The sequence below is a fragment of the Ignavibacteria bacterium genome (genome assembly GCA_016707005.1).
Taxonomy (GTDB): Bacteria; Bacteroidota; Ignavibacteria; order Kapaibacteriales; family Kapaibacteriaceae; genus UBA10438.
On sequence record JADJIQ010000005.1, the window covers coordinates 361,877 to 378,023 of the forward strand.

Below are 16,147 nucleotides of genomic sequence, written 5' to 3' on the forward strand. Positions count from 1 at the left end.
ACACACAACGAGCGGACGATCTTATCGATCATCCGCTCGTGTGAGGGGGGGGTACATTGGGAGGGTACCAATGTCTACCAAGTCATTTCAGGAATCTTGCTGTAGTAGTGGTGTTTGAACCACGGAGCAGAAGGCCATATACTCCCTTAGGAAGTACAAGGTTCGAGAGGTCAACGACGATCACGCCCAAGCCATCGGGTTGATGGGTTCCGAGAAGGCGCTGTTCACCAACTGCATTTACGATCGAAACAGAATAGACGTCGGCCTCGATGCCTGAGATGGTCAATGACGTTGCGTCGTTCATCGGCTGTGGCCAAACATTCTGCGACACTGTTGAGACGAGTTCTTCAACAGATGTAGTGGCCTTGACATCGATCGAGATCGGCTGCATCCAGTTCCAAACATCAGATGCCGTCTCTGCACCATCAAGATCCACTGCATTTCCCACAGCGCGCAGATACACGGTCCCTTCGGCTGTTGGCGCCGTGTAGGTAAAGCTGAACGTTGCCATGCCGGCAGCCATGGACTTTGGTGCCGAGTGTGTTAGCTCAGCCCCCTTCTTTGCTAGTCCAGAGCCTGCAACTGGAGCAAGCACGCCTGCATCCGTTGTACCGGTTGCCGTTGTTTTTACGGCCACGCCAACGCCAGCGCCTTGCAATGTTGTATGAGCCACAACCACCGTAAACGTGCGTGTTTCACCTGGCGCCATGGATATGGTTGTGCCGGTAATGCCTTCGATGGACACCGTTGTAGACGGTGTTGCAAACTCACCATGACAATCGCCACAACCAGCTCCTGTAAGAGATGTGCGCCCGTTCTTGCCGCCTTCGTCTGCAATGGATCGAGGAGCGGTGGTTATGAACGATGCAATAGACAAGACCAGTGCGATGGTAGTGGTCAAGGTTCGACGGGTAGACATTTTCATTTCCATGATTGGTGTGTAAACGTGTTGATGTTTAGCGTACCACAACAAATGGCGTAGCATTTGTAAGGGGCATATCAGCCGTGATCCATCGCACCAGATACATGCCCGGTGCAAAGTCTACGTTGAATCGGTCCGTGCCGGATGTGATCCCGCCGCGACGCACAACTGCTCCTGTGAGCGAGTAGATCTCGTACCTGACCACTTCCGTTGAAGGTGCATGCACGGTAGCTTCACTGTTCACAGCTACCGGAAGTGGTGTAACAAGAATGGCGCTAGAAGTGCTACCATCCATCACATCAGAGATGATCGGATTCTTGATGTAGAAGGCACCTGATACTTCGAGAACTCTCGATGGATCTGCATCATCCACGATTCGAACTACACCTAGTCCGTCTGCATGCTTTGGGATGCTCCACACATAATACTTGCGCGATGCATCTACGGCATGGGCGATCTCTGTCCATCCGTCGCCACAACCGTCCCATTGAATACGGATCTTCTTTGCGGAGTTCGTGATCCATTCTATACGGTGTGTTTGACCAGGAATCATCACTGCACCTGTTCGAGGCGAAGTGATATGCACCACCACGATCGACGAATCATCGTCATCACCAGAGTTTGTGCTGTCGTTGTCATCATCATCGTCGTCGTCATCGGACTTGGCAACGATCGAAAACGGACTTGCATTCACATTCTGCGAGAGCGAATCCTTTACATCAGAGATACGGACGTACCCCGTTGTTGTGAGTTGATTCGGCACGGTCCATTCAACATTGCCCTGGGACTGTGGAACACTCGAGGCGATCAACAACCATGGTCCCGCAGGACTGTCTGCCGACCACTCAACCCGAAGATTCACACCCGCCGTGTCTGTTGAATCATTCCCGCCAGTACCCGTTGAGTCATTCCCACCCGTACCGGTGGAGTCATTCCCACCAGTGCCGGTAGAATCATTCCCGCCAGTACCCGTTGAGTCATTCCCACCCGTACCGGTGGAGTCATTGTCGTCACTATCGTCACTATCGTCATTGTCGTCACTGTCGTCATCATCATCATCGTCACTGTCGTCATCATCGTCACTGTCGTCACTGTCGTCACTGTCGTCGCTGTCGTCATCGTCGTCACTGTCGTCACTATCGTCACTGTCATCTTCGTCCTCTTCTTCCACCATTACTATCGGGCCCGTTGCACCGTTCCACCGAACGATCACCTTATCACCGGGATGGTAGATCTCGCCACCAACGGGTGAGAGGAGGGCAAGTTTGAGAGGAGCAGAAGCCTTGATGGACATCGCTGTTGTGTTCATTGACGTTACGCCGGGAGTCTCTACACTTTGAATGCGTATAAAGAGAGCCGCCGTGGTGTCAGTTGGAACCGTCCATGTGAAGACGCCGGTTGAAGCCGGTGTACTTGCCGTGATCGAAGACCACGGACCTGATTCGCCAGTAGTGCTGTAGTCGATCTTCACGTTCTGTACGCTCGTTGACGTCCATCTGATCTGAGCGGAAGAGCCTACCCATAGAGTAGCACCGCCTGCAGGTGCTGTTATGGCCAGAGCAGCTGGTGGTGGAGTATTGACAATGGCGAAAGCTGCATTGGAGACGTCAGACGTGGTGGACGATGCTGCTGCATCGCGAATCCGGACATATCCCGTTGTTGTGGTTGTGCTTGGCACCGTCCATGCGTGAGTTCCTGCTGAAGCAGCCACAGAGGCTGCGATCGTTGTCCACGGACCAGTTGCCGAAGAGGCGCTCCATTCAATGGTGACGTTGGTAACGGAACTCGACGTCCAGTTGATCGCTTGTGTTGACCCTGCAAGGAATTGTTCTCCTCCGTTAGGGCGCGTAAGAGTGATCACTGGTGTAGGGGCCGTTGCCTGAACAACGAGAGTGAACTCCGGAAGTCGGTTCCATACATCGCCATTGTCTTCAGCGCCGTCATCGTTCGCTGAGAGTCCAACTGCGCGTAGATAATACGTACCTGGTGTAGTGGGCGCTGTCCACGTGAAGTCGTATTGAGCTTGATTGCCCACCATGGTCTTTGGTGCCGTATGGGTGAGTTCGCGAGCCGTACCCGACATCTTGACCTGGAGTCCCGTTCCGCCGGCGGCAAGTGTACCCGCATCCGTTGTTCCGTTGATGTCCGTTTTCACGGCGATGTTCACCCCGGCCACTCTTCCAGTACCTACATGGGCTACAAGAACCGAAAGATTGAGGGTTTGTCCGGGAGTTGCTGTGCGCGTGTTGCCGGTTGATCCCGGAACACTGACAGTAACGGCCGCAGAGGATCCCGTAGCATGACAGGTACCGCAACCGGCACTGTTAAAAGCTGTACGTGCAACCTTGCCATTGTTGCTGGCTAAACCGGGCACAGCGATGAGCAAGAAAAGCAGGGCAGAAAGTTGTAGGAGCCGGGACATATCGGCCTTTAGGGATAGTGTGGACATGCCCCTGTTCATGGGGCTCTGGGGGTATATGGAGAACGGACCAGAAAAGGTTACAGGCGGCCAGTCGGGGCTTGGCTGTATCTTTCTGAGCCCCTTTCTCCATGTAGTGCTTGAATCCCTGCAGAACACCTACCTAATGGACATTCACGAACTTCCATCCGATGAGGATCTCATGCATCGCGTACAACGCGATGATGTTGAGGCATATCGTGAACTGTACAACCGATACAAGAAGAGGATGTTTGCATACATCCTTCAGATCGTACGGGACCAAGAAGTAGCAAAGGATGTTTTTCAGACGGTTTTCTCGACGGTCTTTGCGAATCGAGATCAGTTCACGTACGGTACGTTCCGTGCATGGCTCTTCACGATCGCAAAACGAACGGCAATGCGGGCGTGGACAGAAGAAGCCCCTTCTCGAGCGGCCGCGGGAATGGATGAGGCATATGACCCGATCGATGAAGACGACAAGACAGGGCACGATGTGATCCTTTCCGACGCACTCCGAACTGCCATCGAGAAACTCACTCCCGAGTTCCAAGAGGCATTGCAGCTGCGGTACTACGAGGATCTGTCGTTCGAGGAGATATCAGAAAGAATGAACACAACATTGTCTCTTGCCAAGGTAAGAGTCACTCGGGCTAAGCAAGCGCTTCGCAAGCTCATGATCCCGATAGCGTATGAGGTAACATCATGACAGCACGACCAAACATGGATCGCTCGGCCGGCAGAACAACAACGCCGGAGGACCGACTGATAGACGACGTAATGGAGTCAGAAGAACTCGATGCCTTCTTCAATGACGTCGAAGTGAAACTGATGTCGCATGCTTCACAAGCCGTCCCTGCACAACGTTCTTGGCTTCCGTTTGCCGGTGGTGCACTTGGACTGCTTCTATTAGCGTCTGCAGTTGTCTACCTCTTGACGAATGATCCCACTGGTGCAGTCGAGGTCACCTACTCGTCTCCAGCTACACCGCAAGTGGTTGTATCAACGAGTGTTGAGCGGCCTTCTACCGCACCGAAGGAGATCGAACGCTTAGCAGATCCGACTGATCGCTCCATCCCGCCTTCGTTGCCATCTTCAAAGCCTACTACACGGGCAACGCAGCAACAGAGCGAACCATTACGTGCGAATGCCTCAGCAACAAGCAACACGAACGATATGGTCCGTAGGGCAGACTCTCTTGAGATTGTCTTGGGCACCACCACAGACACTGGGGACAAGGCCACATTGAACTATATGATCGGCGTTCTGCGCAAGCGAACAGGTCAACCAGAACTTGCTCGTAGATCATTGGCCCAAGCAGAGGCATTGGCATCGTCCATATCCCACACCGCCCTTCTGGCCAAGATCAAACGTGAACAGTCATCACTTCATTGATCGTACGAGTCTTGGCAACGGTGCAGGGGGCTCAACGTCGTCCGGACCTGAGGCGTCATGGTTGCCCCCTACTCTATAGGTCCACGACTCAACCGGCAACTCTTTTGTGCCGCCGATGATGAAGGAGATCATTCCAGGATCAGTTGACGTTGTGTATCCCGACGCTGTTCTCACCGTGAGTCTGTAGGTACATCGGATCTCCGATGACTCTCCATCAACGAGAGAATCGGGGACGTTCCATGCTACCTGATGCGCGGGAGCACCTGTTCCTCGGATCGTATCGGTGTGTCCTCCCTCGTCGGCGATCACGATCTCCCACGATGCAATGTCTTCGTCTGCATCAACCGTAGGGTAGAAGTGGATCCGTACGGGGCTCATCAGTATCGTTGTCCACGACTGCGACTGGATCGGCATCTTTCGTTCGTATCCATGGATCTCGATAACCGATGTGTCGTATTGATCAGAACGTTGTGCAACAAGAGTCCCACGGAATCCGGCAGACCTGAGCCACTTCGTAACATCATTCATACGGATCACAGCTTCTTTATCAGCGAGCTTGTTAAAGGTGATGGTCAGCCGTGATGCCGACGCGCATGCACGCCGAAGAGCACGAGCATTTTGAGCTGCCATTGATCGGGCCACCACGGAGTGAGACGTGGTATCAGATACATCTGGGAATGCTACCGTCACAGTATCGGTATCGAGGAGATCTCCGGGATAACGCACCATTCCTATCACGGGAATTCGCACAACATTGCGATGGTGAATTCGCTTTGTCGTCCACGATTCATGTTCACGTCCGGACTCATCAACAAACAGCGGTCGCACGCTTGCAACAACCACAGGAGTTGGTTCGATGTATGTCCGCTGATAGTGTTCACGAAGGATCACTGTTGTGCGAACAAGTGTATCAGTGACGAGCATTGATGAATCGATATCTACTGCCAACAATTGAATGCCGGATGCTCCCACTTTTTTTGAGACGATCGTCGTGTCTCGAGTACGAAGTGTATCGCGTTGGATTCTGCGGGAAAGACCGGAACGTGGCTGAATCCGGACGCCCAGTGAAAGTGTCGAGATGCGCCATGAAACATCCGTTGAAAGAGATGACAATGGGATCTCAGCCATGATAAAGGGGCTAATGTGAAACGCTCCAACATCATCACCATGCGATGCGATACCAACTTCGAGGTACTGAACAAGACGGGCTAGGCCCGGGAGTTCGCCTTCGCCGTCGATACGCACCGACCCTTCGGGGAAGTCTATTCCTGGTGGTTCAATGATCTCCTGTGATTGCTCCACTGAGGCGATCATCGGCACACGTCCTACGATACCGAGTTGAAGTTGAATGGCTGGAAACGTGTACATCACGGCAAGCCGCAGATCAGCCGCGAGGTAGGTGAGCTCAATGTTGTGCAACACTACGGCAGTGAACACTTCATCATCAATTGAGAGTGTTGTAGTCTCTCTCGATTGCGCACTAGTGTTAAGCGACGTGATACCCGCGCCGGCGATCAACCACCAACGTGGTGCCAGTTCTGCACCGACGAGCAGATCGCCCCCTACCTGAAAACCAATAGAAGGATCATAGTCGATTCCCGCGCTTGGGTAGCCCGGCATCGTGGTAAAGGATGGAGTACTCAAGGATGCACCGCCACGAACGACAAGTCCGAACCACGGATCTGTAGCTGAAGCGGAAGTATGTAACAGGAGAAGAAGGATCGTCAGCGTACAATAACGAATCGCTGTCGTGCCTGAGAGCTTTGTGCCCGAACGATACACTGATACGCCCCCGGTGTAAGACCGCCACCAAGCGTCAAAGAAACAAACGAGTTGGTACCTTGCGAAGGCAACTCTGTGGTGAGGAGCAAGTTACCTGTGATATCATAGAGCTCCAACACAGCACCAACAACAGCATGATGAACAAGGATCGATACCGGACCGGATGATGGGTTGGGATAGAGCGTGATCGCAGGTTGTGTTGTATCCCGTACTACCGTCCTCACACCACCACCTGTCCACTGATCGCGAACCACAAGACGGATGTTCACGCTATCCACCGTGGTAGCCACTACCCCAGTGTCTGCCAGGAACTCCACAGAAGAGATGGTAACATCGGACCACGATGAATCACCGAGGCATGCCGTGAAGGTAAGTGTGACGATCGTATCTGATTGCGGGAGATACGCACCGTCTATTGCTACGCGACGCATAACGCTGTCCGTTCCAACGTCAACAGCGCTGCCATCAAGAACAAGTACACTTCTTCTGAACGCAAGGTAGACTCGTGTTCTGGTGGTCCCATGTGAACGCAACCACTTTGCCCCCCTGGTGATGGTGACAGGAATGCTCATCCTGCCGCCAATATCAATGGTGTCTGAAGGAGGCGTCATTCGCACCTGAACAGTATCGTCCTCCGGATCCGTTGTGTCTGATGTGTCGCCGATGACCGAGTGGAAGAATATTCTTGCAATTGCCGTGTCCGTCGATCCATACGCTCGAACTGTAGCAACGATCGTTTGCGACCCTTTCACATCAACACTCAGCGTTGCCGCGAGTGAATCGCCGGGTCTCAGTATTCGTGGAAGGGGCTCCGCCACAACCAATGAAATGGTTGTATCAGATCCACGAGTGCTCATTGAATCCAGCGTGATGTCTTCTGTGCCAACATTCGTCACGTATATAACATGTGAAACAACGCCCACAGCTCTGATGGTATCCGGTTCCTGGGTGACAACGGATAACTCAGCTCGTGTGGTATCGGGCGGACGTACACCGATGTACTCTATCGTCCCTTGAGCAGATATCGCGGTGCTCGTCCATACCTTGAAAAGCGTCGACCGTTCACCTGTATCACTCGGAGAGATCGTTGTCATCACCGTCCATGTGGACCCACTTGCAACGATCACCGGCATCGGTTGTGTTAGGACCGTGATGTCCGGCTCGAAAAACGTGATGCTATCGATGCGCATGGAAACAGATGACAGATTCACGACATTCAGAGAAAGAGTTGTGTCAGAGCCAACTCGGATCTCGCCCGCCGTTATGTTTGGGAGGTTAAAGCCCGGCGTCGGAAGTACGGAGACCATCGTGTGCAACTGCTCATTCAGACGCGTTCCAAAGCGTGCTTTGTAGATAAGCTGATGTGATCCGAGTTGTTTGGAGCGGACACCAACAAGAACAGTATCAACGGCACCTGGATCAAGGGTCAAGGTGGTTGCAGAAATTGGCGGTCCAATGATCCACGCCACGTCCGGCACTAGATCTTCAACTGCTATTGTAACAGTGGTAGAACGATCACCACGATTCTTCAATGGTATTCGAACGGTATCGGGCGTGTCAAGGAGTACAGTATCCGGCGTGGGTGCAAGGATCACCACATCTGCCTGACGAGAGTCTATTCCATTCCAGCGTACACGTGCGCTACTTTGCGTTCCATTGTAGTGCAGGACAACATCTGCTGAATCAACACCCTCAACAATTGCCGCACAGGAAAGGTCGATCGAGGAGGTGTCTGTCGATATACTGTCTGGGAATGCAAGGATGATAAGGGGCATACCAGACGGTTCAACAACAACACTATCAACACGGACAATGGAGGGTCCGGTCCTCACGATCTTCATTGATACAGGGCGCGGTGAGGTGAGTTCAATATCTCCCGCATCCACGTCAAGAAGACTCAATTGCGTCGGCCTTGGGCCTACAGTGGAGTCGATCGATATACCACGAAGTTGCACGAACGACGTATCTCCATCAACAACGATACGTACAGAATCTATGAGGACTCCTGCGGTCTCCGGGGCCCAGCGAACTGTCACTGCCACCTGTTGTTTTGTACCTATTGTATAAGGAGGTGTTATTGAGAATGACACACCACGCTCACCTGCCATCGAGGTCGTTGATGAGACAGTAGCGGCTCGCAATTGGCCATCATTGGCTATCCTGATGATCCCCGACCCTGATTTGCCGATCAACACCGTATCAAACGAGATCAGCTTTGGCGAAATCGATATTCGCGGGAGAGGGCTCCAGCGCAGCATGTAACATTCAGGCATAGCACTCGCAAGTGGTGCCGCACGTTCTGGAGATATCCCAACCGGAAGATCTCCTGACGACGTCTGCCCGTATACCGTGAATTCAAAGTTGGTACCAACTGACAGCCATCGAGGTACATCGATTCCAGAACCCGCTGCATAACTGCCATATCTCAATTGCCGCAAGTCTTCGGAGAGAATGAACACAGCTGCATCAATTGCGCCTTTAGGGCCAGACTGTCTGGCGTCAGCCGTGGTGGCAAGCGACCCCGATGTTTCAATTGCTATACAGATATTGCCTTCTCCATCTCTACACAGAGAACGAACGGTATCGGAATTCGTACTACCGAGATAGGTGGAAGCGATGACCGTACCCGCAGCATCTACAATACTCACAAATCCGTCAGAGGATCCGGATGTGGTAGCGGAGTACGAGCCTGAGGTAGCAGGTAGTACTGCGGAGGTTGTCACTCCACCAACGATCACACTTCCGGATGGACCCTTTTGCGCATCTATCGGACGAACTTCTGCAGTGCCTTCGACCATGGTTGTACGTATAAGCCCACCACTGATCGACATAACCTGCACGCTCGCACCTCTGTGGTCTCGCTCTGCTGTAGTTGCTCCGGGAAAGTCGGCACTCTTCGTTGACCCAACAAGCACGAACTCCTCGTCACTCATCGCAATGACACGAACGATCTCATCATCAGCATCGCCCCCTGCATAGGTAGCATACTGAACAGATAGGAGGTCTTGGGCGAGGACAAGCATGAATCCATCCTCATCCCCACCTGCAATTGCCTGCATAGCGGTTGGTGTTGTCTGGATCTTCTCTTCCTTTGTTGTGCCAACTACTACTACGGATCCATCGCTTCGTACCAGAGCATGATTGACGTGGAGGATCTTCTCAGTGACGATCTGTAGTGACGAGATCAAAGTTGTAAGCGACGAATCAATCCGCATCACAATGATGCGATACACACCATCATCGTCATACTCAACTGTTGCCGAGGGAAGGAATGAAGTACTGGTTGTGCTAAAGACAACAACCACGCTACCGTCGGGGTCTGAAGCCACCGTCAGTGCTTGGTCGTCTGCGCTTGTACCCAGATAGGTAGCCGCGATTCGTTCACCAGCCGCTGATCTTCTCTCGAGCATCACGTCCCTTCCAGCAAGTGCTGTGGGCCGGTATACTCCTGAAGTAGTCGCGACATCCGACGACGATGTTGTGTAGATGCAAAAGACATCGCCGTTTTTTGTTGCCGCAACAGAAACATCATAATCTGCTGCGGAGCCTCCTATATATGTTCCGTCTGCCGATGTTTGAGCAACGGAGGCCTGAGTACCAACGATCAGATTGATACTCAAAAAGAGGAGTGCAAAAAAGGCTCTAATCACGTTGGCAAACTACAGCCTTCCTAGAATGTAATGCGAAGGATCGAGGTTGAGGTGTTATATGACGTAGTGAATCTCTGAAGCGGAGAATTGGCCGTTCCCGTTTGAGGTTCGCCCGTAGTGACGAGGAATTCTTCTTCGTGGCGTGGACAAACGATTCGATCAGAGCCCGACGCAGGAACGTTCACAAGTGTTCCCTGGTGAGTGCAAACTGCACTGAAGACAGCGAAGGTTGCCTCACCTGTACGGATGATGATCACTGGTTGACCGTTGTTGTAGGGAGCAAATGCCTTTCGCACAGCACCGCCCACGATGGCTAGTTCCGGAATAGTCGTTACATCAACGTCAACTTTGTCACCAGTTGTAGGTGCAGGTGCTACGATCCTACTGTCGGACTCGCACGAGGCAACGATAGCCGTTAGTGCCAGGCCACACAATCCGATCCCAGCACTTCGAAGAGAGACATTAAGGAACGCTCTTCGATCGACCTGTTGTGATGATGGAGAGCCCATCATTTGTCTCCCGTGTTACCGAAGAGTGAAGCATGGATCTCGATCGATTGACTCACTTTGTCATTGAAGCTCTTGCGACCCTTGATGCCGAAGTCATTCCAAGGCACCGTGAATCGCGCATCGAGCATCACGAGGTCTCCCGATGCGCGAGCCTTGGTTGCATCACTTGCGCGCACGTAGGTGATGGTCACCGTTGCTTCCATTGCCTTGGTAATGCCATGCATGGTGAAGTCACCGATGGCAGTTGCCTTGATCGTTGCCTTTGTGCCATCGGTTTGCACAACAGAGATGTTTCGTAGTTCGCGAACCATATACGTGATCGAGGGATGATGTTCAGCATCGAGCCATTCCTCGCCGAGCATATGACCGTCTCGTTTAGACATCCCGGTCTGCATCGTGTTCGTCGTAACCGTGATGGTGCCCGATGTGGCTTCGAGGTTTGCCGGGTCCATCATGAATCCGCCTACGATGCCTGAGGCAGAACCTTCGATCTTCTCAAGTGGTGCATTGCTTACGAATGTTAGCTCGTTGGTACGAACGGCATTGTTGAGCTTGACGTATCGCTTACCTGAAACACCGACCTTTGCATCCGTGGCAGCATTTGCAGCTGAGAAAGCAAGTGTTGCCACAAGGGCGAGTGAGGCCACCCGTGCTACTCCAACATGAGCATGACGGCGTCTACGCGCTAGGACGATACCGGCAATGGAAAGCCCCATACCTAGAGCCATCCATGGAGCAGCTCCAAATGGGAAGGCTACGTCCAGCAAGCCCATCCATTGACCAGGCTCATAGGAGGTGGTCCGAACAGTGGTACCGAATAGGGGGTCCAACTCTTCCTTTACCACAGGACGTCCGTCTCGTGAATAGAATAACACGTCACCATAGGAAATGGAGTTTGTGATCCACAACGAAGCCATTGCGACGGTGAGTGCAAGACCGATAAGAACCAGTGCTTTCGGGAGCGACATAGTGACCTCTTGGATTGGTTTGAGTTGAAAGTGTTCAGTAGAAGATGTGGATCTGCACATTCCAGCGATTGGCCTTGTATTGATCAAGCAATTGTGGTGACTGGCTCGTCTCCACGATGCGGTAGTCTGGCCGTATCTCAAGGAAGGGTAGAAGGAAGACCTGTGCACCGATAACCCATTGTGTTACCGTTGATTCATATGATGAAGGGGCTAGGGAGGTTAGGGTTGCCTTTTCGGCTCGACCTTCTAGGTATACTCCATCGAGAACCTTGACCATCAGGGCAATAATGGAATTGCGTGTATCGGCAAGCCCCGTTGATTTCATCATGAGCACCTCGGCCATGAGTGATACACGGTCTTCAATCCCAACTCCTGCGAAGACCGACGTCATGGTCATAGAACTGGAAGCAAGGACGGAGGTACCAACGTATGAATTCGTCATCGCCGTGAATGTGTTGTGGTCGCTGAGTACCACTCGCCCGCTGTACCCAACGCTTCCCGATGTGACGGGCCGGCCGTTGATGTTGACTTTAGCCATGTTCGTCATGTCGAATACGCCGGCAGAGAGACTTAGCCACGTTGGTGTTGCGTAGGTTACCTCAGCACCATACTCGGCATAGTTCGGAGCGATCAATGGATGAGCATATGCCGTGTTGTCAGCGATCTGACGGATCATCATCGAGTGGTCATCGTAGCGAATTCCCATTGAGGGCTGGAAATGACCTACCCGAAGTTGGGGCCAATCCGAAGTAGGCTGCGCGATCACGGATGCTGACCATGACGTTTGTCCATCGTACCGGATGGGGCCTGCATTGTACGTACCCTCGATCGATATCCCCGTGAGTGGTGTCCAAGCGGCATGCATCGCCACCTGCATTGGGAAAGTCTTGCGCGTGGAGCCTGAATCGATACTTCTGGACGATTGGGCTCTCAGGTCGAAACCATAGGTAAACGTCTCGTTTGCGGCCAGATTCGTCTGTTGAAGGGGCTCATAAAGTCCCCCAAGCCCCACCGAAGCAGGTTTGATAACACTCTCGTCCATCATCGAATACCACCCAAGCTCATTCCTCAGTCCGGCCCCCTGCTGATTCACGTGGCAGTTAGCACACCGGTTGCCGCTCATGAGGGTATACTGCGGTATTGCCAGTACAGCCGGCGCGGATAGGATGAATAAGAGTGCGAAAGCCCCGATGATCTTCACAGTGTTCCACGAGGTGATTGGGTGTTTCGCAGTACATGGGCGATCTGGCCTAAAGAGTTACATTCGCTAGGTTCTGTAACCTAAATCGGCATTCCCACTTCTTATTGGGTTGGGGTCTATTGCGACCTGATGTCGCGCTTTTTCATCTCGGGAGGTTCTATGTTCCGCTTGATATTCCTCATTGCGTTGTTACCAGTAGCGCTGTTCGGAAGTACTATCCCTCACCCGCAAGTTTTCGTTGCGAACCAGGGTCAGTGGCCTTCTGCTGTGCTCTATGGTGCCACAACGTCGAATGTCTCGGTTTGGATCACAAAAACAGGGATGATCCTTGACCAGATCGGACTGAATGCGGCGGGGACCCGACAGCATCAGGCAGTTACCTTTGACGTGATCGGAGCAACGGGCCGTCCAACATTGGACGTAACTCGTCCCGTTTCGGGTCCGTCTGTCTCCATGTTCCGCAAGGGATCGTCCGCAACAGCCCTCGCAACAGCATCATCGGTAGTGGTCCGTGATGTTCGCCCCGGTGTCCACGTTGAGTATGTCTGGGACAATGGAGCTGTTCGTTACAACATCCTTGTTGACCCGGGCACGGCTCTTCCATCACCGTTGTTCCGCGTGACGGGCAGCGATGGACTTGCAACAACGGCAGATGGTTTCTCCTGCAAAACCACCCTTGGGGCGATCTCGATGAGCGGCCTTGCTGCCTATTCCAACACTCCGGACCGCGAGCGCAGTGTAATGCCAATTGCAAGGGGCTCGGAGATCGGGTTCGTCGTGGCAGATCGCACAATGGCCGAGGCACTCACGGTAGACCCAATTGTATCAGCAACTGCCATTCACGGTAGCGGCAACCAAGTGGTTACGTCAATGGTTCTGGACCGCAACGGGAATGTGGTTGTAGGCGGTTCAACCAATTCATTTGATATCGAGATCCCATCCGGCGGGGCCCGCCCTATCGGCCAAGCAGGCACTGACGGTTTTGTGGCTTGCTTCACACCGGACCTCAAGACGATCCTTGCTTGGTCCTATATCACGGGCGACAGTAACGAAGCTGTTCGATCGATCGCTGTAAGCCCCCTTGGAGACATTTGGGCAACCGGTGAATCGAATTCCACGGATCTCCCTGTGTCAGCTGGCAAGGGCGGCAAGTTCTCAGGTGTCCTTGATGGGTTTGTGTTCCGCTTCTCTGCAGATCTCAAGACCATCCTCGCTGGTAAGTACTTGGCCGGCAACAAAGAAGATCGCCCACTGAGCATCACATGTAATTTGTCCGGCGACGTGTTGATCTGCGGTCAAACGCGTTCCACAGCGGGAATCTCCGTTAGCGTAGGTCATGATCTTGTACCGAATGGCGGCTGGGATGCCTTTGTCCTAAAGATCGAACGCACGGGTTCAGATGTTGAGCACTTCACCTATTTCGGAAGCCCAGGCGATGATGCTTTCACGACGATCATTGTAGACCCGGCCGGCAATACGGTTGTTGCAGGATGGACGGGATCCAATGAGTTTGAGACGTTTCCTGTAAAAACGCGGATATGGGTACCTGATCCAAAGGACTACTATTATGGCGGTCACTATGAGGATGTTGGCTCGAATCCGTACGACGTAGAATACAATGGCGGTTCGTCAGATGCCGTGGCTGCGAAGTTCTCATCTGAAGGCATTCTCACGTTTTCGACATACTTCGGTGGTAAGGGAGAAGACAAGGCACGTCGCGTTCTGGCAGACAAGGATAATCGTATCACCATCATTGGTACGAGTCTTTCGTCAGACCTCCCGCTGCCGGAAGGTAGCTCAGCAGTGTACCACAACAAGGCCGATGTTTTCATGTTCGGGCTAAGTTCGGATGGTCTTCGCCTGACTAGCTGCTCTTATTTTGGAGGCAATGGTGATGATGATGCGGCAGATGCATGTTTTGATGCCGCCGGAAACGTCATGATCACCGGATCGACAACCTCAACGGATCTTCCCCAGACCGGCTCCGGAACAACGAATGTTCCCAACGGGGCAGACGAAGGGTTCTTGGCAGTCATCACATCGTCGGAGGTTCTGTATTCAACCGTGTTTGGATGGACCGGCAGTGATATGCCAACGTCTATGGCCCGTGATGCACGCGGTGATGTATTCATCGCCGGTACGACTACTTCCACATTGCCTGGTCAAGCCCCCTCTACGAATCTGAATGGCTTCGTTGCGAAATGGGCATTCGGTACGCTTGCATTCAGAAACCCACCTGCCGGAACCACGTTCTGTACTGGTTCACCAGTGAATGTCTCTTGGCTAACAGAGGACATTGCGGCTACGTCTACGTATGACGTGGACTACTCAACGGATATGGGCATGACGTGGATGAAGGCTGCCACTGGATTGAAGACAAAGTCCTATTCGTGGACCGTTCCTGCACAGCGTCCAGACTCTGGATCTGTTCTACTACGGGTCTCTTCAACGAATGGACATATGTCGCTCTCTCCTTCACCATACGTAGTGGAATCCGCCCCAACGTACGCAACACAACCAAGCTCCGGCACATTCTGTCCTGGTTCAAACATCACACTTGCACCGGAAGTGATCAGCACAACAGCAACCTATCAGTGGCGCAAGAACGGTACGCCGATCTCTGGTGCAACACAACGGACACTCACGATCTCGTCAGCCCAAACCGCTGATGCCGGTTCCTACGACCTCGTAGCAACAAGTGCTTGTGGTGCATCTACAAGTTCCGCTGCGATCATCGCCGTTTCCGCTCAACCGATCATTAGCAGCCAGCCGCAATCAGCCAACGTTGCTGATGGCGGATCTGTGACTCTGCGCGTGAAGGCCGATGGCGAAGCTCTTACGTATCAATGGAATCACAATGGTTCTGTGGTATCGGGAGCAACTTCAGACTCTCTCGAGCTAACAGGTCTCACAAAGGCACAAGAAGGCAAGTACCGTTGCGTGATCGGCTCAGCATGCGGCAGCTCAACATCAAATGATGCAACGATCATCGTTGGCACAACATCGATCGATGATGAAGAGACGGCAAACGTACTCTTCATCTCCCCACAACCAGCATCAGATATTGTTACGGTGACAACACCATTCACGATGTCGAGTTCATCGGTGATCAACGTCTACAATGTTGATGGCATCAATGTTGGCCGCCTGTCTGGGATCACGTCCACGTCAGCATCATCGTTCACCCTGTCGCTTGGACACCTGCCAACAGGCGTCTATAGCCTCGTTGTATCAGATGGCACAACATCGCTTCGTCAGCTCCTGATGATCTCGCGATAAGGGG

10 protein-coding genes are annotated in these 16,147 nt (G+C 52.8%); 3 read left to right on the top strand and 7 right to left on the bottom strand.

Annotation, left to right across the window (positions count from 1 at the left end; translation table 11 throughout):
- Positions 1 to 82: 82 nt before the first annotated feature.
- Complete coding sequence (locus tag IPI29_09965) at positions 83 to 919, bottom strand: T9SS type A sorting domain-containing protein (protein ID MBK7412865.1); 837 nt, start codon at positions 917 to 919, stop codon at positions 83 to 85.
- A gap of 37 nt (positions 920 to 956) precedes the next feature.
- Entirely contained in the window at positions 957 to 3,371 is a 2,415-nt protein-coding gene (locus tag IPI29_09970; GenBank protein ID MBK7412866.1) for a hypothetical protein, read from the bottom strand.
- Between IPI29_09970 and IPI29_09975 the strand changes: the two genes are divergently transcribed.
- Both IPI29_09975 and IPI29_09980 read left to right on the top strand, forming a co-directional pair.
- Positions 3,370 to 4,068, top strand: a complete 699-nt coding sequence (locus IPI29_09975; protein MBK7412867.1) for an RNA polymerase sigma factor — start codon at positions 3,370 to 3,372, stop codon at positions 4,066 to 4,068. The genes IPI29_09970 and IPI29_09975 overlap by 2 nt on opposite strands.
- Positions 4,065 to 4,754, top strand: coding sequence for a hypothetical protein (locus tag IPI29_09980; GenBank protein ID MBK7412868.1), 690 nt, complete (start codon positions 4,065 to 4,067; stop codon positions 4,752 to 4,754). The genes IPI29_09975 and IPI29_09980 overlap by 4 nt, the downstream gene beginning before the upstream one ends.
- Here the strand turns inward: IPI29_09980 and IPI29_09985 are convergent.
- The 5 genes from IPI29_09985 to IPI29_10005 are packed head-to-tail and all read right to left on the bottom strand — an operon-like array spanning position 4,743 to position 12,864.
- The gene (locus tag IPI29_09985) at positions 4,743 to 6,536 is read right to left on the bottom strand and encodes a hypothetical protein (GenBank protein ID MBK7412869.1); all 1,794 of its coding nucleotides are present in this window, start codon (positions 6,534 to 6,536) and stop codon (positions 4,743 to 4,745) included. The genes IPI29_09980 and IPI29_09985 overlap by 12 nt on opposite strands.
- The gene (locus tag IPI29_09990) at positions 6,479 to 10,186 is read right to left on the bottom strand and encodes a T9SS type A sorting domain-containing protein (protein ID MBK7412870.1); all 3,708 of its coding nucleotides are present in this window, start codon (positions 10,184 to 10,186) and stop codon (positions 6,479 to 6,481) included. The genes IPI29_09985 and IPI29_09990 overlap by 58 nt, the downstream gene beginning before the upstream one ends.
- Positions 10,187 to 10,206: 20 nt before the next feature.
- A complete protein-coding gene (locus IPI29_09995; protein ID MBK7412871.1) occupies positions 10,207 to 10,695 on the bottom strand; it encodes a Rieske 2Fe-2S domain-containing protein in 489 nt (162 codons plus the stop codon).
- Entirely contained in the window at positions 10,695 to 11,663 is a 969-nt protein-coding gene (locus tag IPI29_10000) for a YceI family protein (GenBank protein MBK7412872.1), read from the bottom strand. Before IPI29_10000 ends, IPI29_09995 begins: the two co-directional genes overlap by 1 nt.
- 34 nt (positions 11,664 to 11,697) lie before the next feature.
- Entirely contained in the window at positions 11,698 to 12,864 is a 1,167-nt protein-coding gene (locus IPI29_10005; GenBank protein ID MBK7412873.1) for a hypothetical protein, read from the bottom strand.
- A 159-nt stretch (positions 12,865 to 13,023) separates the two neighbouring features.
- Here IPI29_10005 and IPI29_10010 point away from each other — a divergent pair, with 159 nt between their 5' ends.
- Positions 13,024 to 16,143 carry an immunoglobulin domain-containing protein gene (locus IPI29_10010; GenBank protein ID MBK7412874.1) on the top strand — a complete coding sequence of 1,040 codons (3,120 nt, stop codon included), beginning with the start codon at positions 13,024 to 13,026 and terminating at the stop codon, positions 16,141 to 16,143.
- Positions 16,144 to 16,147 lie beyond the last annotated feature (4 nt).

Excerpts from the sequence above, each read along its gene's own strand:
- IPI29_09965 (MBK7412865.1), bottom strand. The coding sequence starts at position 919 with ATGTCTACCCGTCGAACCTTGACCACTACCATCGCACTGGTCTTGTCT.
- IPI29_09975 (MBK7412867.1), top strand. The coding sequence starts at position 3,370 with ATGCCCCTGTTCATGGGGCTCTGGGGGTATATGGAGAACGGACCAGAA.
- IPI29_09970 (MBK7412866.1), bottom strand. The coding sequence starts at position 3,371 with ATGTCCACACTATCCCTAAAGGCCGATATGTCCCGGCTCCTACAACTT.
- IPI29_09980 (MBK7412868.1), top strand. The coding sequence starts at position 4,065 with ATGACAGCACGACCAAACATGGATCGCTCGGCCGGCAGAACAACAACG.
- IPI29_09995 (MBK7412871.1), bottom strand. The coding sequence starts at position 10,695 with ATGGGCTCTCCATCATCACAACAGGTCGATCGAAGAGCGTTCCTTAAT.
- IPI29_10000 (MBK7412872.1), bottom strand. The coding sequence starts at position 11,663 with ATGTCGCTCCCGAAAGCACTGGTTCTTATCGGTCTTGCACTCACCGTC.
- IPI29_10010 (MBK7412874.1), top strand. The coding sequence starts at position 13,024 with ATGTTCCGCTTGATATTCCTCATTGCGTTGTTACCAGTAGCGCTGTTC.